14 protein-coding genes are annotated in these 18,156 nt (G+C 53.6%); 8 read left to right on the forward strand and 6 right to left on the reverse strand.

Going from position 1 to position 18,156, the window contains the following annotated elements; translation table 11 throughout:
* Positions 1 to 29 precede the first annotated feature (29 nt).
* Positions 30 to 2,201 carry a DNA helicase II gene (uvrD, locus tag EIZ48_RS20795; RefSeq protein ID WP_160655725.1) on the forward strand — a complete coding sequence of 724 codons (2,172 nt, stop codon included), beginning with the start codon at positions 30 to 32 and terminating at the stop codon, positions 2,199 to 2,201.
* Between the two features lie 93 nt (positions 2,202 to 2,294).
* Here the strand turns inward: uvrD and ggt are convergent, their stop codons facing one another.
* The 4 genes from ggt to rarD all read right to left on the reverse strand — a co-directional run bounded on the left by ggt (position 2,295) and on the right by rarD (position 6,759).
* On the reverse strand, positions 2,295 to 4,061 hold the full coding sequence (gene ggt, locus EIZ48_RS20800; protein ID WP_160655729.1) for a gamma-glutamyltransferase: 1,767 nt from the start codon (positions 4,059 to 4,061) through the stop codon (positions 2,295 to 2,297).
* Between the two features lie 116 nt (positions 4,062 to 4,177).
* A complete protein-coding gene (locus EIZ48_RS20805; protein WP_160655732.1) occupies positions 4,178 to 4,834 on the reverse strand; it encodes a LysE family translocator in 657 nt (218 codons plus the stop codon).
* Between the two features lie 82 nt (positions 4,835 to 4,916).
* Positions 4,917 to 5,705: an AraC family transcriptional regulator gene (locus EIZ48_RS20810; protein ID WP_160655735.1), complete on the reverse strand. Its 789-nt coding sequence runs from the start codon at positions 5,703 to 5,705 to the stop codon at positions 4,917 to 4,919.
* A 142-nt stretch (positions 5,706 to 5,847) separates the two neighbouring features.
* Complete coding sequence (gene rarD / locus EIZ48_RS20815) at positions 5,848 to 6,759, reverse strand: EamA family transporter RarD (RefSeq protein ID WP_160655737.1); 912 nt, start codon at positions 6,757 to 6,759, stop codon at positions 5,848 to 5,850.
* Between the two features lie 293 nt (positions 6,760 to 7,052).
* Between rarD and recQ the strand changes: the two genes are divergently transcribed.
* From recQ to EIZ48_RS20835, 4 genes are all read left to right on the forward strand, one after another.
* Entirely contained in the window at positions 7,053 to 8,897 is a 1,845-nt protein-coding gene (recQ, locus tag EIZ48_RS20820) for an ATP-dependent DNA helicase RecQ (RefSeq protein WP_160655740.1), read from the forward strand.
* Between the two features lie 305 nt (positions 8,898 to 9,202).
* The gene (locus EIZ48_RS20825; protein WP_160655743.1) at positions 9,203 to 9,508 is read left to right on the forward strand and encodes a DUF3630 family protein; all 306 of its coding nucleotides are present in this window, start codon (positions 9,203 to 9,205) and stop codon (positions 9,506 to 9,508) included.
* Between the two features lie 171 nt (positions 9,509 to 9,679).
* A complete protein-coding gene (locus EIZ48_RS20830; RefSeq protein WP_160655746.1) occupies positions 9,680 to 10,357 on the forward strand; it encodes a 7-cyano-7-deazaguanine/7-aminomethyl-7-deazaguanine transporter in 678 nt (225 codons plus the stop codon).
* A 74-nt stretch (positions 10,358 to 10,431) separates the two neighbouring features.
* A complete protein-coding gene (locus tag EIZ48_RS20835) occupies positions 10,432 to 10,869 on the forward strand; it encodes a GNAT family N-acetyltransferase (protein WP_160655870.1) in 438 nt (145 codons plus the stop codon).
* A gap of 244 nt (positions 10,870 to 11,113) precedes the next feature.
* Here EIZ48_RS20835 and elbB read toward each other — a convergent pair whose 3' ends face one another.
* Positions 11,114 to 11,764 (reverse strand): isoprenoid biosynthesis glyoxalase ElbB, encoded by a 651-nt coding sequence (gene elbB, locus EIZ48_RS20840; protein WP_160655749.1) that lies wholly within the window; start codon positions 11,762 to 11,764, stop codon positions 11,114 to 11,116.
* 324 nt (positions 11,765 to 12,088) lie between these two features.
* On the opposite strand from elbB, the gene polA reads away from it, so the two are divergent.
* Entirely contained in the window at positions 12,089 to 14,860 is a 2,772-nt protein-coding gene (gene polA / locus EIZ48_RS20845) for a DNA polymerase I (protein WP_160655753.1), read from the forward strand.
* A gap of 194 nt (positions 14,861 to 15,054) precedes the next feature.
* The gene (spfP, locus tag EIZ48_RS30715; protein ID WP_438616993.1) at positions 15,055 to 15,102 is read left to right on the forward strand and encodes a small protein SpfP; all 48 of its coding nucleotides are present in this window, start codon (positions 15,055 to 15,057) and stop codon (positions 15,100 to 15,102) included.
* Between the two features lie 705 nt (positions 15,103 to 15,807).
* On the opposite strand, the gene yihA is transcribed toward spfP, so the two are convergent.
* The gene (gene yihA, locus EIZ48_RS20850) at positions 15,808 to 16,473 is read right to left on the reverse strand and encodes a ribosome biogenesis GTP-binding protein YihA/YsxC (protein ID WP_160655756.1); all 666 of its coding nucleotides are present in this window, start codon (positions 16,471 to 16,473) and stop codon (positions 15,808 to 15,810) included.
* A 158-nt stretch (positions 16,474 to 16,631) separates the two neighbouring features.
* Here yihA and EIZ48_RS20855 point away from each other — a divergent pair, with 158 nt between their 5' ends.
* Positions 16,632 to 17,249 (forward strand): c-type cytochrome, encoded by a 618-nt coding sequence (locus EIZ48_RS20855; protein ID WP_160655759.1) that lies wholly within the window; start codon positions 16,632 to 16,634, stop codon positions 17,247 to 17,249.
* The last annotated feature ends 907 nt before the right edge of the window (positions 17,250 to 18,156 follow it).

Genomic DNA, 18,156 nt, shown 5'->3' on the forward strand with positions numbered 1-18,156 from the left:
AGCATTGTATAAATAACCAGTAGGTAACGATGGACGCTTCACTCCTGTTAGATGGCCTTAATGATAAGCAAAGAGAGGCGGTGGCTGCGCCGCTAGGTAATCACCTGGTTCTGGCGGGTGCGGGCAGCGGCAAGACCCGCGTACTGGTCCATCGTATCGCCTGGTTGATGCAGATTGAGCAGGCCTCGCCGTATTCAATCATGTCGGTGACCTTTACCAACAAGGCGGCGGCCGAGATGCGCGGCCGGATCAACGAGCTGATGCAGGGTTCCTCGGCCGGCATGTGGAACGGTACATTTCATGGCCTGTGCCACCGTATGCTGCGTGCCCATTATCTGGATGCCCGCCTGCCCGATGATTTCAATATCTTGGATTCGGACGATCAGATGCGTCTGCTCCGTCGTCTGATCAAGGCGCAGAACCTGGACGAGAAACATTGGCCGGCGCGCCAGGCGGCCTGGTATATCAACGGCAAGAAGGACGAGGGGCTGCGACCTGCCAACATCGAGACCTTCAATGATCCCGTCGAGCAAACCTGGCTGCGGGTGTATACCGCCTACCAGGAAGCCTGTGATCGTGCCGGGCTGGTGGATTTTGCCGAACTGCTGCTGCGGGCCTTCGAGCTGATCCGCGACAACAAGCACATTCGCGAGCATTATCAGGCGCGCTTCAAACATATCCTGGTCGACGAGTTCCAGGATACCAACAACATCCAGTTTGCCTGGCTGCGCCTGATGGCCGGTCCAGACTGTAACGTGATGATTGTCGGCGATGATGACCAGTCGATTTACGGCTGGCGTGGTGCCCAGGTCGAAAACATCCAGCGTTTCCTGCGGGATTTCACCAATGCCTCGTCGATCTTCCTTGAGCAGAACTACCGCTCGACCGGCAATATCCTGAATGCAGCCAACGAACTGATCGCCAACAACAACGAGCGAATGGGCAAGAACCTGTGGACCGAAGGGGTCGAGGGTGAGCCGATCTCGCTGTATTCGGCCTTTAACGAGCTGGACGAGGCGCGCTTTGCGGTTGGCAAGATCAAGGAATGGCGCGATCAGGGCGGCACCCTGAACGAGACTGCCTTCCTGTATCGTAGTAATGCCCAGTCGCGGGTACTGGAAGAGGCGCTTATTCAGGCAGGACTGCCATACCGCATCTACGGTGGAATGCGCTTCTTCGAGCGTCAGGAAATCAAAGATTCGCTGGCTTACCTGCGCCTGATGTCGAACCGCAATGATGATGCCTCTTTCGAGCGGGTGGTCAATACCCCGACCCGAGGCCTGGGTGACCGGACGCTGGAAACCATTCGCATGGCGGCGCGCGATCGCGGTGCGACGATGTGGCAGGCCAGTGTCGCCCTGCTGGAAGAGCAGGTACTGGCAGGCCGAGCGGCCAATTCGCTGCGCCGTTTCATTGAGCTGATCAATGCCCTTGAGGATGATACCCGTGATCTGCCGCTGTTCCAGCAAACCGATGAGGTGATCCGCAATTCGGGTTTGCGGGCGATGTATGAGCAGGAAAAGGGCGAGAAGGCACAGGCCCGCATCGAAAACCTCGAAGAGCTGGTCACTGCCACCCGTCAGTTTGAGGTGCCGGAAGAAGCGGAAGAGATGACCCCGCTGGCAGCCTTCCTGTCGCATGCGGCGCTGGAAGCCGGTGAAGGGCAGGCTGATGATTTCGAGGACGCGGTGCAGCTGATGACGATGCACAGCGCCAAGGGACTGGAGTTTCCTGTCGTCTTTATGGTCGGTGTCGAGGAGGGGATGTTCCCGAGCTCGCGGACGACCGAGGAGGTAGGACGCCTGGAGGAGGAGCGTCGCCTGTGTTACGTGGGGATGACCCGCGCAATGCAGAAGCTGTATATCACCTATGCGGAAATGCGCCGCCTGTACGGCAAGGACAATTTCCATAAACCGTCACGCTTTATTCGTGAGATCCCGACCGAGTACGTCGAGGAAGTCCGGATGAAGGCCCAGGTCTCGCGACCGGCGAGCAGCGGTCGTTTTAGCCAGACCCAGGTGAATGACAATTTCAACCAGACGGGCTTCAGCCTCGGCCAACGGGTGCAGCATCCGAAGTTTGGTGAAGGGACGATTATCAATTTTGAAGGCAGCGGTGCCCAGAGCCGGGTCCAGGTCGCGTTCAATGGCGAAGGGATCAAGTGGCTGGTAACCCAGTACGCCAAGCTGGAGCCGATGTAATAGCCCACTGCTGACAGGCCGTTAAAGACAAAGCCCGCCATGCTGATGCATTGGCGGGCTTTTGTTATTGGGGGCAGGTTAATACTCAGTAACCTACTGGGCGATGACCTTGCCTTCCCGGCGTGGATCGGCTGCCCCGGAAAGCTGCTTGTCGTCAATTCTGATCGCCTGGATACCCGAGTTGAGTTCCTTGACTTTTATCTCGAACCCGAGCTGCTCCAGCTTGGGGGCCCACTGTTCTGCACTGGTGCCTTTTTCCAGCTCGAAGGCACCAAAGCGGTTGTTCATATTGGGCAGATTGATGGCCTGCTGCAGATCCAGCCCCCAGTCGAGATGGCCCACAAGGGTTTTGGCGACATAGCCGATAATTTGGCTGCCGCCCGGCGAGCCGACGGCCAGATAGGGCTGCTCGTCCTTCATCACTATGGTCGGGGCCATTGACGAGCGCGGGCGTTTGCCCGGTTCAATCCGGTTGGCAATCGGGTTACCGCCGATATGGCTGCGGAAGGAAAAGTCGGTCAGCTCGTTGTTGAGCAGAAAGCCGCGCACCATCAAGCGCGAGCCGAAGCCATTTTCGATGGTGGTGGTCATTGAAACGACGTTGCGATCACGGTCGACAACGGAAAAGTGGCTGGTAGAAGGCAGTTCCAGCGACTCGTCCATGGCGTAGCGCAGGGCATGGGACCAGACCGGCAGGCCCGGTTCGGCTGTGGCAAGGGCTTTGTCGCCCTTCAAGAGCTCGGCACGTTGCTTGAGATAGCCGGGATCGAGCAGGCCATCGGTCGGCATCGGTACATAGTCACTGTCGGCCATGTAGCGGCCGCGATCGGCAAAGGCCAGGCGGGAGGCATCACCCAGCAGGCGCCAGCTGTTGACGTCATTCGGGCCCATTTTGTCGATAGGGTATTGGTTCAGCATCCCCATGATCTGGCCGAGGGTCAGGGCGCCGGAGCTTGGTGGTCCCATGCCGCAAACCTCAAACTGGCGGTACGGCGCACAGATCGGCTCTCGTTCCTTGACCTGATAGGTGGCCAGATCCATCACGCTGAGTACGCCGGGGTTCCCCTCGGCATTGCGGACGGCTTTGACAATGTCCTTGGCAATGTCGCCATGGTAGAACGCGCTGGCGCCACGCTCGGCAATTTGCGTAAGGGTGTCGGCATAGGCCGGGTTGGTCAGGCGCTGTCCGGCCCGGATAGGGCTTTCGTCGTCATTGAAGAAATAGGCTTTGGTGGCCTGCCAGCGCTGGAGGTTTTTCTGATCTTTGGCGACCAGTGCCGCGAGGCGCGGACTGACCGTAAAGCCTTCGGTGGCGAGCTTTATTGCCGGGGCAAACAGATCGCTCCAGGGCAGCTTACCGTGGCGCTGGTGGGTATACCACATCAGCTTGACCGTACCCGGGGTTCCGACTGAGCGGCCGCCGACTACGGCATCGTAGAAGGCCAGCGGCTTGCCGTTTTGATCCTGGAACAGGCGTGGCGTCACCGCAAAAGGGGCGGTTTCACGGCCGTCAAAAGTGGTGAGGGCCTCTTTTTCTGCATCCCAGTACACCATAAATGCCCCGCCGCCGATGCCAGAGGACTGCGGCTCGGTCAGCCCGAGGACCAGCTGGGTGGCCACCATGGCATCAATCGCATTGCCTCCCTGGCGAAGCATGGCTGCTCCCGCCTCGCTGGCATACGGATTGGCACTGGCGACCATCCAGTCTTTGCCGCTCACTTGCTGCTGTTGGCTGATCCCGGTAGCTGCTTCGGGGGCAATCTGATCGGCCGTTTGCTTGCTGGTATCCTTGCTCAGGGCGGCTGGAGCAAGCAGGCAGGCTGCCAGTGCCACAGCCAGACGGGATGAATTCCACTCCATGGTTTATTCCTCTTTCGCATGCGGGGTGCTTCGATAGCGTAAGAGCAGAAGTGTAAGCTGTCTAATTGTTGAGCAGGTTTTGTGCTCGTAATCAACAATTTATTACAGGCTTTCCATCAGGCTGGCAGGACCAGGCGGAGCAGGATCATACTGCCGATACTGACAAACAGCAGGCCGCAAAGTCCGTCGATAAACGGTGTCCATTGCTGGACTTTCTGCTGCAGCCGCTGTCCGGTTAGCAGCCAGGCCAGCGTGGCAAACCACAGGAAGGAGGTTACCCACAATAGGCTGATGGCCGTGGCTTTTCCTGCCACGGACATGTCTGCCGGCACCAGGGTCGACAGCAGGCTCAGGAAGAATACCAGTGCCTTGGGGTTGAGGATGTTGGTGGTAAAGCCCTTGGCCAGCGCCTGCTTGCGGTTACCGATCAGCTGCCGGGCAGGGACCTGGGAGCTGTCGGCTCCGCCCTTGTGCCAGACAAGCTGCAGGACGCTTTTGATAGCACCGATGCCCAGCCAGAGCAGGTAGCCGCCGCCTGCAGCCTGTAACATGGCGAACAGGGCGGGCTGTTCGCGGATCAGCAGGCTGGCACCGGTAATGCTCAGGATGGAGTGAAGCAGGATCCCCAGCGATAAACCGAGTGCAATGGTGACACCGGTCTGGCGTCCGTAGCGCCCTGCGTTCTGCACCACGAGGGCAAAGTCCGGCCCCGGGCTCAGCAGGGCAATGACATGGACGGTCAGCAGGGTGATAAAAGGGGTTAGTTCGTGCATTTCATTTTATCCGGTGGTGGTATAACACGGACTAGCATGCCTGGGTGAGCGTGGGAGCGCTTGTAAAATATTGACAGGCTGGCTAGATTTCCGAGGGCGCGACGCCAAAGGCTTGTTTGAAGGTCCGGGTGAAATGGGCCTGATCATAAAAACCGACATAATAGGCGACATCGGTACTGCAGTAGCCAGCTTTGAGCAGGGCCATGGCATGTTCCAGACGCAGGCGGGCCAGCCAGGCATAGGGTGTCATGCCGGTGGCTTTCTTAAATTGGCGCAGCAGCTGGGACGGGCTCAGATCACATAGCCTGGCCAGGTCGTCGAGGCTAATTTTCTGATCCAGGTTGGCCATCAGGTAGTCCCGGAGCTGGTGAAGATTTTTACTCCCCAATGCGACCACTGGGTGGGGGCGGAGCTGGCTGTATCGGCCGAGCAGCTGCGAGAAGTACTCGATCGGCATGCAGTCCTTGGCGAGCTGGGGAAAGTGCGGATTGCCCAGCTGGGCGTGTAGCTGGCTAAGCTGAACAAAGAGCTGGCTGTCGGTCACGTTGTGCTGCGGAAAGTGAACCTGGCAGTTGCCCGATAGTTCGCAGGCCTGGTGATCGAGCCATTCCGGGGCAATGCTGAAGACTTTGACCTTGTAGCCTTGCTGATGTGGCTGGCCGTCATGAATTTCATCCGGCGGCATGATCACCAGCTGGCCGGCACCGGCCTGGTGACGGGCACCGTTGAAATAGTACTGCTGCTGTCCGTCGGTGATCAGTCCCAGATGGTAATCAAGATGGTAATGGCGCTTGAAGGCAAAGCTTTGGTAATGCGCATCAATCAGGTTGATGTCATCAATGCCGGATTTTCGGTGGTTGACTTTGTTCATCCTGATCCTTCTAACCGCCGGCAGGCTGAGAGTGCACATTGCCGTCAAAAAATATGGCTATCAGTAGAACATAAATGACAGATGGCGGCTTGTAAAAAACTGACAAGCCGCCAGTTGCCCTTGTCGCCGGTCGCGAGCCGGACTAGCTTGCCTGAATGCGTTTTTTGGCCCGGCGATGGCCCTTGATGCCATCGAAGCTAAACAGCACCAGTGCTCCCCAGATGAAGGCGAAGGTATAGCCTTTATCAGCAGTAAAGCTTTCGCCATAGACCGTAATGGCCAGCAGGAACATCAGACTCGGGCCGATATACTGGAAAAATCCCAGAGTGGATAGTTTCAGTTTGGTGGCGGCTCCGGTAAAGCACAGCAGCGGAAGCGTGGTAACAATCCCGGCGGCCATCAGCAGCAAGTTGGTCGAGGCTGGATTGGCGGCCCAGTCAGCCGTCGGGCTGTCGGCGATCAGCAGGACGTAGATAGCCGCCAGCGGTAGCAGAATACAGGTTTCCATGAACAGGCCGGTTTGGGCATCCAGGTTGACTTTTTTCCGCAGCAGCCCGTAGAGACCGAAGCTGCACGCCAGGGCCAGGGCAATCACCGGCAGGGAGCCGAACTGGATCAGCTGCACGGCAACCCCGCAGGCTGCCAGCGTGACGGCGAGCCACTGCAGCGGGCGTAGCCGCTCTCCCAGAAAGAACATTCCCAGAAGGACATTGAGCAACGGGTTGATGTAATAGCCCAGGCTGGCATCAAGCATATAGTTGTTGTTCACGGCCCAGATAAAAATCAGCCAGTTGCCACCAACCAGCAGGGCTGTAGCCGTCAACACCAGCAGTGTTTTGGGCTGGCGAAGCACAGCCCTGACCTTGCCCCAGCGCTTGCCGATGAAGATCAGTGCTGCCAGAAAAAAGAATGACCAGATCACCCGGTGGCTGAGAATCTCCAGCGGACTGACATGCTGGAGGGACTTAAAGTAAATCGGTGCAATGCCCCACATGGTGTAGGCGCCAAGGGCGAGCATGACCCCTCGCTGGGTATCTTTGGCTTGCTGGTCCATCTTATCCTTAGGTTTATTTTATAAAATATTGGAAAAATAATGATATTTTCTAAAAAGGTATGCGGGAGCAGTATAAATCGTGTTCAGGTTGGATGTCATCCAGAACTTTTGATGATTTTGTTAGCACCGGACATGATAAGAAAATCCTGCCCGAAGGCAGGTGGGGATTTGCGAGAAGTTTTCCAGGAAACAACATTTTGCCGGCTTGGCCGGGGGAAGTCGCTGTAAGTGTCGTTCACATCGGCGATCTGATTGGTATAGAATAGCCAGCTCGTCAACTACAGAGTCGATTTATGTCATCTTGCAGCGCCGCCGTTTGTCAGCCAGCTTCTCTCGCGACCAGCGAACAGATCTTACAGGATGTGTTCGGCTACCAGGCATTTCGTGTTGGCCAGCAAGAAGTGATCGAGGCGATAGCGGAAGGCCGCGACAGCCTGGTGATCATGCCGACCGGTGGCGGTAAGTCGCTCTGTTATCAAATTCCGGCCCTGATGCGTGACGGGCTGACCCTGGTGATCTCGCCGCTGATCTCGCTGATGAAGGATCAGGTGGACCAGCTCAGGGCTAACGGGGTGGCGGCCGACTACCTCAACTCGACCATGTCCCGCGAGGCCATGCAGGATACCTACCGCGCGATGCAGAGCGGCGAGGTTAAGCTGGTGTATGTCTCGCCGGAGCGGGTACTGACCCGTGACTTTCTTGAGCGTCTTTATGACATGCCGCTAAGCCTTGTTGCCGTTGACGAAGCGCACTGTATCTCCCAATGGGGGCATGATTTCCGCCCTGAATATGCGGCCCTGGGCACGCTGAAACAGCACTTTGACCAGCTGCCGATCATGGCCCTGACCGCAACGGCAGATGAAACGACCCGCAATGATATTGTCTCCCGGCTCGGCCTGGTCGACCCGCATGTCTACCTGGGCAGCTTTGACCGCCCGAATATCCGCTACACCCTGCAGGAGAAGTACAAGCCGATGTCGCAGCTGACCCGCTACCTGGGCGGCGTCCGCGGCCAGTGCGGGATTGTATATTGCAACAGCCGCAAGCGGGTGGAGCAAATCACCGAAAAACTGTGTGATAACGGGATCCGGGCAGCGGCGTATCATGCCGGTCTGGAGCATGCCGAGCGAGTGAGGGTGCAGGAGGACTTTCAGCGGGACGATATTCATATCGTCGTCGCCACCGTGGCGTTCGGGATGGGCATTAACAAGCCCAATGTCCGTTTTGTGGTGCATTACGATATCCCCCGTAATATCGAGTCCTATTATCAGGAAACCGGGCGGGCCGGTCGTGATGGTCTGCCGGCAGAAGCGGTGATGTTCTACGATCCGTCGGATTTGGCCTGGCTGCGTCGTTGTCTGGATGAAAAAGAGGAAGGGCCGCAGAAGCTGGTGGAAAGCCACAAGCTCAATGCGATGGGGGCGTTTGCCGAGGCGCAGACCTGCCGCCGTCAGGTATTGCTCAACTATTTTGGTGAATTCCGGGAAGAGTCGTGTGGCAACTGCGATATTTGCCTCGATCCGCCCAAGCGCTTTGCGGCGGTTGAAGCTGCCCAGAAGGCCCTATCCTGCGTCTATCGGGTCAACCAGAGCTTCGGCATCAACCATGTGGTGGATGTGATGCGCGGGATGCAGAACCAGCGTATCCGCGAGCACGGCCACGATAAGCTGAGTACCTACGGCATTGGCCGTGAGCACAGTCACGAGTTTTGGGTCAGTATTTTGCGCCAGCTGATCCATCGGGGTTTTCTTACCCAGAGTATTGTCCGCAGCTCGACACTGCAGCTGACCGAAAAGGCCAGAGCCGTACTGCGCGCCGAAGTGGAGCTGGAACTGGCGGTACCGAGGTTGGATATTGCGACCCGCAGTGCGAAAAATGACAAGCTGGCCAACCGTCATTATGACAAAAAGCTGTTTGCCAAATTACGCAAGTTGCGCAAGGCCATTGCTGATGAGGAAGACTTGCCGCCGTATGTGGTGTTTAACGATGCCAGCCTGATGGAAATGGCGGAGATGCTGCCGACCTCGGCCGGTGAAATGCTGGCGGTGAACGGTGTTGGTCACCGTAAGCTGGAAAAGTACGGCAATGTGTTTTTGAACGTAATCGAAGACCACCTGATGGCGGGTGCCGGCGAGTAAGAGATAAAAAAATACCGGACATTCCGAGTCCGGTATAAATGCGTTTAAGAAACATAACGAGTATGTTCTGTTCGCTACAAAACAGCTTGCGTATTTGGTGAGAATGTTAATATCACCTGTTGCTAGGGAATCGGAAACCGACGGGATGTGTTTCCAGTGACTAGGCAACGAGCTTATAAAAACATGGATCGGCAGGGCTGGCTATAGCCCCTTTATTGCTTGATACGCATAGAAACACTTGGTTACAGGAAAGCCGCCTAGGCCGTATGTGAGGTGGGCTTGTCATAGATAAAAAGGAATATGTAATGACCGTCTCTTCCACGTCGTTTGTTTGTCGGGAGCTTGATTTGGAGCAGGGGCTGTTGCTGATCGGTGGCCCTGAATTCGATTTTGATAGTTTTCCTGCGCTAGCTGAGCAGTTCCTGAAACAGATCGATGCGACGGTTGTCGAACGTGAGCTTAATGCCGATCTGCATGTGTGGCTGGTTGATTTTGAAGGCTGTCGGCTGATGCTTAAGGGTGAGCACTATGCTGGATCCCTGTGGCTGGAGTGGCTGTCGCCCGATGATAGCGAGACGCTAGCGTTCCTGGCTACCCTGCTTACAGGCTGAACAAATTGCTTTTTTTGTCAGCAAACGATTGCACAAATTGAAAGCCATGATCAGGGCTAGGCAACCCGGGCGGTTAATGTATAATCGCCGCTTCGGTTGCTGCGGGCAGGTATGAGAGCCTGGCTGCAGTGTTTTGGGTTCCCTCTCCCCCAATGACAAAAAGGTCTGACAATGACTGTATCTCAATTTTCTCTCGCGCAGCAGCGCAAAGCCTTATCGTTCCTTGTTGTATTCCACCTGCTGATCATTGCCTCGAGCAATTATCTGGTACAACTGCCGTTTACCATTTTTGGCTTCCATACCACCTGGGGTGCCTTTACCTTTCCGTTCATTTTTCTGGCCACTGATCTGACTGTCAGAATTTTTGGCGCGGCGATGGCCCGGCAGATCATCCTGCGGGTGATGCTGCCGTCACTGGCGATTTCCTATGTGCTGTCGGTGCTGTTTTATCAGGGTGAATATCAGGGCTGGTCCCATTTAGGTGAGTTCAACTTGTTTGTGGCCCGTATCGCGATCGCCAGCTTCATGGCCTATCTGCTGGGGCAGATCATGGATGTCTCGGTGTTTAACCGCCTGCGCCAGACCAAGCAGTGGTGGGTGGCACCAAGCTGTTCGACTATTTTTGGTAATGCCCTGGATACGGTGGCGTTCTTTGCTATCGCGTTTTACAACAGTCCGGATCCGTTTATGGCTGAGAATTGGGTCGAGATTGCCTTAGTGGACTACAGCTTCAAGCTGATCATCAGTCTTGGTCTGTTTGTGCCTATGTACGGGGTATTGCTCAATTACCTGATCAAGCGCCTGACGACGATAACCCCCAAGCTGGAGTCTCAGCAGGGGCTTATCTGATACAATAAAGGGTATAGACTTACAGCCGACGCCATGTCGGCTTTTTTGTACCCTAAGAAGTAGGAGCGGGAGTGATGAAGATACGCCAGGCAAGTTTGACTGAAGCCGCACAGGTGCTGGCTCAGATCCGTGAGTTCGCCCAGCCTGCCGATGAACATGCGCTTGAGATTCGATTGAAAGGCAGAGCACCGCTGATCCTCGTGGCTGAGCTGGATGAGCAGTTGGTCGGGGTAAAAATCGGCTACCGCCTGTCCGAGACGTGTTTTTATAGCTGGCTGGGGGGCGTGGCACCCGAGGGGCGGTGTAGCGGGGTCGCGCAGGCGCTGTTGGAGGAACAGGAAACCTGGGTGAAACAGCAGGGCTTTGAGGAACTGCGGGTCAAATCGCGTAACCGTTTCCCGGCGATGTTGAGGTTATTGCTCAGAAATGGCTATCTGATTGAACATATGGAGAAAAAAGACGGGCTTGAAGACTACAGGCTGCATTTTGTGAAGAACCTGGCAATTAAATGACAATTATTCGCGATAAAATACTTGCATCTCAAATGAGAATGGTTATTATTAACTTGCACTCAGCGAGGGGGAACAGCAAAAGGCTCCCTTGTTTGAAGGCACGACATTGCTCACATTGCTTCCAGTGTACTTCAGCGACGGTCTGTGTTTTTAGTGTAGGGCTGAAAACGAACACCAATTCTGCTGAGCGGCGCTTACCGGGTACTCATAACCTCAGGTAACGCCGCTTTTTCTTTTCTGGCGCCTAGGCCAGCTTCACCAGTTCCTTCACCAGCTTGTTGATACCGCTTGCCGCCTCCGAGATACTGCCTGCCAGCATATAGGCCGGGGTCGTCAGGATACGTCGCTTTTGATCCAGTACGAAGTCGTTAACCGGACAGTTGATGTGTTCGCCTCCCATCTTGTTGAAGGCGTTGGCGGTATCCTGATCGGTACCAATGGTCCCTTTGGCACCCGGGCCGTAGATCGTTGGGATCAGGGTCGGGGCAATACACAGATAGGCGGCAGGCTTTTCTTCCTTGGCAAAGGCCTGGCAGGCTCTTTTCACTTCCGGATTCACTTCGCAACCGGCCCCGGTGAACGCGAAATCGGACAGATTTTTAGCGGCGCCAAATCCGCCCGGCAGTAACAGGGCATCGTAGTCTGTGGCATTGAGGTTGACGATATCGTCAATATTGCCGCGGGCAATACGGGCAGCCTCGACCAGTACGTTGCGGGTTTCATCCATTTCTGCGCTGGTGATATGGTTAATGACATGGTGCTGGGCAATATTGGGGGCGAAGCAGTGCCAGGTTGCGCCTTCTTGCTCGATGGCATGCAGCGCCAATACGGCCTCGTGGATTTCAGCTCCGTCAAATACTCCTGAGCCGCTTAAAATAACTGCGATTCTCTTCATTTTGGCTTCCTTTATGGTCAGATATGCCTGTTTTTGCATTCAGATATTCTTATTTCAGATCGATCTGTTAACTTTTTCCACAATTAATGATCATTTTAGGATCGAGGATTCATTTTTGCTTAAGATCTTAAGTTGTTGATTTATATTGAGTTGAATGGAAATTGCATAATTTTCATGTTTTTTGATCAACTGTTTGATTTTAAATACTAACAAAGTTATCCACAGATAATGGTGGCTTGGTGGAAAACATCAGTTAACACTTGCGGGCTGTCATGGCATTCTAGTGCCCTAACTCTTTCATCCCCCGGATATAAGAATATCGTTATGGCAACTATCCCTGAAAATCCACTTATCCTGATTGATGGATCCTCTTATCTCTATCGCGCCTATCACGCAGCACCGAACTTCACAAACTCTGACGGTGAGCCGACGGGAGCAGTATTTGGTGTCGTGAATATGTTGCGTAGTCTTCTGCGCCAGTTTTCAACCGAGCACATTGCGGTGATCTTTGATGCCAAGGGCAAAACCTTCCGAGATGATATGTATCCGGAGTATAAGGCCAACCGCCCACCGATGCCGGATGATCTTCGGGGGCAGATTGAGCCGCTGCATGCCGTGATCAAGGCAATGGGACTGCCGTTGATCTCGATTTCAGGGGTTGAGGCGGACGATGTGATCGGCACCCTGGCCACTCAGGCATCGAAAGAGAACATGCCGGTATTGATCAGCACCGGTGATAAAGACATGGCCCAGCTGGTGGATCAGAACGTTACCCTGATCAATACCATGACCGATGTCGTGATGGATCCGGCCGGTGTTGTTGATAAGTTCGGGATCGGCCCTGAGTTGATCATCGACTACCTGGCTTTGATGGGCGATAAGGTGGATAACATTCCGGGCGTACCCGGGGTCGGTGAAAAGACGGCCAAGGCGCTGCTTACCGGGATCGGTGGTCTGGATGCATTGTATGACAACCTAGATGCGATCCCGCCATTGGGTTTCCGTGGCTCGAAGACGATGCCGAAGAAACTGGAAGAACATAAAGAGGCAGCTTACCTGTCCTACGAGCTGGCAACGATCAAGCTGGATGTCGAGCTGGATGTGACCCCGGATCAGCTGCGTAAAGGCGAACCTGATACCGACGAGCTGATAAAGTTGTTCGGCAAGCTGCAGTTCCGCCGCTGGCTGGCAGAAATGCTCGATGGCGGTGACGGCAAAATTGTGGCCGAGGAGCACTCTGCTCAGCCTGCTGCCGAAAAGAAAACAGTGGCACCGACTATTGATCGCAGTGGTTATGAAACCGTACTCGATGAAGCGGCGTTTGCTAGCTGGCTGGAGCAGCTTAAGGGCGCTGAGGTCGTGGCATTCGATACCGAGACCGACGGTCTGGATTATATGACGGCCAATTTGGTCGGGTTGTCGTTTGCCGTCGAGGAAGGCAAGGCAGCCTATGTGCCTGTTGCCCATGATTACCTTGATGCACCGGCTCAGCTGGATCGCGACTGGGTACTGGAGCAGCTCAAACCGTTGCTGGAAGATCCGCAGCAGGCCAAGGTCGGGCAGAACCTTAAGTTTGATGCCAGCATTCTGGCTCGCTATGGCATCGAGATGCAGGGTATTCGCTACGACACTATGCTGGAGTCTTATGTCTACAACAGTGTGGTCGGCCGTCACGATATGGACAGTCTGTCCCTGCGCTACCTCGAACACAAGACCATTAGCTTTGAAGAGATTGCCGGCAAGGGCAAGAAGCAGCTGACGTTCAACCAGATTGATTTGGAACAGGCCGGACCATATGCCGCAGAAGATGCCGACATTACGCTGCGTCTGCACAACCTGCTGATTGAGAAAGTGAACGCCGACGAGAAGCTGAAGTCGGTGTTTGACGATATCGAGATGCCGCTGGTACCTGTATTGTCACGCATGGAGCGTACCGGGGTTTTGATTGACAGCATGCTGCTTAGCGCACAGTCGAGTGAAATTGCCGTTCGCCTTGATGAGCTGGAGAAGAAAGCCTTCGAGATTGCCGATCAGGAATTCAATCTCAGCTCGCCAAAGCAGCTGCAGGCTATCCTGTTTGAGAAGATGGGGCTGCCGGTACTGAAGAAAACACCGTCAGGTGCGCCTTCCACCAATGAAGAGGTGCTGCAGGAGCTGGCACTGGACTATCCGCTGCCGAAACTGATCCTGGAGTATCGCGGCCTGGCCAAGCTGAAGTCGACCTACACGGACAAGCTGCCTAAGATGGTCAACCCGGCGACAGGCCGTGTGCATACCTCTTATCATCAGGCTGTGACTGCGACCGGGCGCCTGTCATCCAGTGATCCGAACTTGCAGAATATTCCGGTTCGTAACGAAGAAGGTCGCCGTATTCGCCAGGCATTTATCGCCCCGACGGGGTATAAAGTGCTGGCTGTCGACTACTCGCAAATCGAGCTTCGGATCATGGCGCACCTCTCTGGTGATCAGGCGCTGCTTGATGCGTTCAGACACGGCAAAGATATCCACGCCGCGACGGCGGCAGAAATTCTGGGCCTGCCAATTGAGTCGGTGACCAGCGAACAGCGTCGCCGTGCCAAGGCCATCAACTTTGGTCTGATCTACGGTATGAGTGCCTTTGGTCTGGCGAAACAGCTCGATATGGGCCGTAATGAAGCGCAGGACTATATGAACCTGTATTTCGAGCGCTACCCGGGTGTGCTGGAATATATGGAAAGTACCCGTACGACAGCAAGCGAGCAGGGATATGTCGAAACCCTGTTCGGCCGTCGTTTGTATCTGCCGGACATCAAGTCCCGCAACGGTATGCGTCGCAAGGCGGCTGAACGCGCTGCGATCAATGCCCCGATGCAGGGAACGGCTGCCGATATTATCAAGCGCGCGATGGTGCTGGTCGATCAGTGGGTCGCAGAACAAGAGACTGGCCGGGTTCGACTTCTGATGCAAGTTCATGACGAACTTGTCTTTGAAGTACAGGAGTCGGAACTGGAAAGCGTGAGTGCGGAAGTCCGCCGCCTGATGGAATCAGCGGCTGAACTGGATGTCCCATTGATTGCTGATGCCGGTACTGGCGATAACTGGGACCAGGCACACTAGACATTAGCCTGACGGTTTTGTGGTTTAGAAATGGATAGCTGGCGGTATGCCAGCTATTTTTTTATGAAAATTAAAGAATGGTAAAATTACTATTAGGTGAAATTAGTTACGAATTTCTGAAAAAAAATTACAAAAATGACTTTTCAAATCTGTGCAATTGATATACAGTTATCGGCGTAGGGTACAGAGGTAAGATGTTCTATCTTTCAGACCTTTTGTTTCACGTTATTGGATTTGGCTGATTCAGCCGCCCTGGTCTTTTGACCAGGGCGTTTTTTATTTTATCGTCCCAAAAATTCCTGCCTGTTGTTTTTTCCTGTTTTGATTTCCTGTTTTGCCGACTCATATCGTTATATTGCTCAATAATTATGCATATCATTGCTTATATGCTTAATATCAACCAACTTCGGCTGAGTGGTCTATTGCCTGTCGGAACTAAAGGTAAGTTTTAAGCGTTTTTGATTTTAGAGTAATTACTTTAATTTTTATCAATAGAGCGGTATAATCATGCACGCTTCTTGTTCATATTTGTTTTTGGTAGCGGGTCGATAAACCGGCTAGCCAACACATCCATGAAAATGCCACCCCCGATTTGGGGTGGCTTTTTTTTCGCCTTCTTATTCATAGAAATGTAATTAACTTCCATATGCAGCGGTGCGCATTTGTGTTTTTGTTGGTATTAATTTGCGACAAAAAACAACTGGATCTATTTTTGCCGCCAAACGGCTAAAAAACGGAGTTTAGGGCGAGGAAACGCGGGCTGGAAGCTGATAGATGTGATTAAAAAGCAGACAAAATCGGGATAAAAAACTTGCGTTGGTGAGGGAATTCATTGATCCTTTTAGGACAAAAATAAAAACCTCCTATTTCTCTCCCGTTGCCCCACCTGGAAGGTGGGGAATTTTTATGGCCCCGTCCATAGAGCCATATTCTCTTGCTTACGTCAGTTACTCGGCATCGTTGCCGGAAGCTGCTTCTTCCTGTTCCAATAATGCTTGCTGACGCGCCAGCTCAGGGGCAAACCAGCTATCTAGCTTGCGGCGCACCTGATCAACACCAATACCCTTCAGGGAAGAGAATACCTCCACCTGCACATCACCGCCGAAGCTGAGGGCAGTGTTACGTACTGTCATGAGCTGCTTCTTGCGGGCACCGCTTTTCAGCTTGTCTGCTTTGGTCAGCAATACCAGGACCGGCAACCGACTTTCGACAGCCCAGCTGATCATTTGCTGATCGAGATCTTTCATCGGATGACGAATATCCATCAATACCACCAGGCCCTGCAGGCACTCGCGCTTTTGCAGGTACTCACCCAGAGATTTCTGCCATTTCAGCTTCATTTCCAGCGGGACCTGGGCAAAGCCGTAGCCTGGCAGATCGATCAGGTTGCAGCCGCCCACAACCTCGAACATGTTAATAAGCTGGGTACGCCCCGGTGTTTTGGAGGTACGTGCCAGACTTTTCTGATCGGTAATACGGTTAAGGGCACTTGACTTACCTGCATTGGAGCGGCCAGCAAATGCGATCTCAACGCCTGTGTCGTTTGGCAAGTGACGAATATCCGGTGCACTTGTGATGAAGCCTGTATTTCTATAGTTGAGAGGTTGATTCACTGTTAACTCCGTCAAGTCTTCATGTAGTCGACTGATTACTTTTATGTGAAATTGTGTAAAATGTACGAAAACCGTGCTTGGTTTGTGGTCGCATTGTATACCATGTAACTGAGCATTACCTGTGGTACTGGAAGCTCTATAATTATAAACGGAATGTCATGAAGAAATTAGCACTGATATTGACTCTTCTTGCCAGTTGCTCAGCCTGGGCCCAAGGAGATGCAGAAGCTGGAAAAGCGAAAGCCGCGACCTGTGCTGCCTGCCATGGTGCAGACGGTAACAGCATAATGGCGCAATACCCGAAAATTGCCGGTCAGCACCCTGGTTATCTTGAAAAACAGCTCAAGGATTTCAAGCTAGCGATGACGACGGGCGGCAAGCAAGGCCGTAACGATCCGGTAATGGGCGGTATGGCGATGCCGCTGACCGAACAGGATATGGCGGATCTGGCAGCATACTACGCCACCCTGCCTATCTCTGACAATACAACACCGGAATCCTCGATTGACGTTGGCCAGCAGCTGTATCGCTTTGGTGATGCCGAGCGAGGTATTGCCGCGTGTACTGCCTGTCACGGTCCTCGTGGTAACGGTACCAGCTTGTCTGGCTTCCCTAAAATTTCTGGCCAGAATGGTGAATACGTCAAACTGCAGTTGGAGAAATTCCGTGCAGGCCAGCGTAGCAATGATTTGAATGCGATGATGCGTTCAGTAGCAGCAAAACTGTCTGATGACGAAATTACCGCCCTGTCACAGTACGTAGGTGGCTTACACTAAACAAACCGCAGTATTCCAGTATTGAGTAACCCAAAGGCAGCCTCGGCTGCCTTTTTTACTTTTTAGAAGAAGCTAAGGCTGCCGGGGGCCAACTAAATGACAGTTAACACTGAAAAAACGCGGATGGCTGAGTAGCTTGTAAGAGATCTGCCATTCCTTGCTGGCGATGATGATGAAAGTTTTTAGAGGGATGGTAACTAAATTCTTATTCATCAATACCTTATTATTGTTGAAATAATGTTCCAAAAAAATAACCGCCAGGGGCAATCTTGTATCGGGGCTGAATCAGCGTAAAGTATGCGTTGTCGGCAGGGAGTACGGCAAGGGACAGGAGAGCGCCAGAGACGGCATAGGCAGGTAGCCTGAAGGATTCACAGGACGTCTGGCCAGGAGGCCGGAAAGTTCGCATGATGCGTAGGGAACGTCAGGGTAGACACTTACGGACAAGGCTTCGTATAGAAGTATCAGGTGTGCGACGGAAAGCATGCCCACAGGGATGGTGAATTGTGTTGTCAGGACGGCAACAAGCTTTACGGATAAGCCGGTCATGGAATGATCGACGTGACAGGGAACAGTAACACGGAAGGTAAGAATTCATCAGGACGATGAAGAACAAGCAACGTTGGCAGGGAAAGCACCAATAACAAAAGGACTATTGTCAGACCGGGATGTTTACATACTGGTTAAGGACAGACTAGACAGGATAAAGCCAGCAATGGCGGCCCATAGAGCGACAGGTGATCACCTGTCGCTTTTTTCTTTTCAGCCAGCCTCACCTTGGTCTCCCCGGCCAGTTTGCTGCGAAAGTGCACATTTCTCGATCGAATCTGCTATTATACCCGGCTTCATTTTAAGCCAGCTTGCCATATGTAGTGTGTTGCATTTTGGCTAATAGGAGACAGTTTTT

Origin of the sequence: Photobacterium alginatilyticum, assembly GCF_009910675.1 — a bacterium.
Classification (GTDB): Bacteria; Pseudomonadota; Gammaproteobacteria; order Enterobacterales; family Vibrionaceae; genus Photobacterium; species Photobacterium alginatilyticum.

Coding starts and splice junctions, on each gene's coding strand:
- EIZ48_RS20825 (WP_160655743.1), top strand. CDS start 9,203: ATGACCGTCTCTTCCACGTCGTTTGTTTGTCGGGAGCTTGATTTGGAG.
- polA (WP_160655753.1), top strand. CDS start 12,089: ATGGCAACTATCCCTGAAAATCCACTTATCCTGATTGATGGATCCTCT.
- EIZ48_RS20835 (WP_160655870.1), top strand. CDS start 10,432: ATGAAGATACGCCAGGCAAGTTTGACTGAAGCCGCACAGGTGCTGGCT.
- EIZ48_RS20810 (WP_160655735.1), bottom strand. CDS start 5,705: ATGAACAAAGTCAACCACCGAAAATCCGGCATTGATGACATCAACCTG.
- uvrD (WP_160655725.1), top strand. CDS start 30: ATGGACGCTTCACTCCTGTTAGATGGCCTTAATGATAAGCAAAGAGAG.
- EIZ48_RS20830 (WP_160655746.1), top strand. CDS start 9,680: ATGACTGTATCTCAATTTTCTCTCGCGCAGCAGCGCAAAGCCTTATCG.
- ggt (WP_160655729.1), bottom strand. CDS start 4,061: ATGGAGTGGAATTCATCCCGTCTGGCTGTGGCACTGGCAGCCTGCCTG.
- EIZ48_RS20805 (WP_160655732.1), bottom strand. CDS start 4,834: ATGCACGAACTAACCCCTTTTATCACCCTGCTGACCGTCCATGTCATT.
- recQ (WP_160655740.1), top strand. CDS start 7,053: ATGTCATCTTGCAGCGCCGCCGTTTGTCAGCCAGCTTCTCTCGCGACC.
- rarD (WP_160655737.1), bottom strand. CDS start 6,759: ATGGACCAGCAAGCCAAAGATACCCAGCGAGGGGTCATGCTCGCCCTT.
- EIZ48_RS20855 (WP_160655759.1), top strand. CDS start 16,632: ATGAAGAAATTAGCACTGATATTGACTCTTCTTGCCAGTTGCTCAGCC.
- elbB (WP_160655749.1), bottom strand. CDS start 11,764: ATGAAGAGAATCGCAGTTATTTTAAGCGGCTCAGGAGTATTTGACGGA.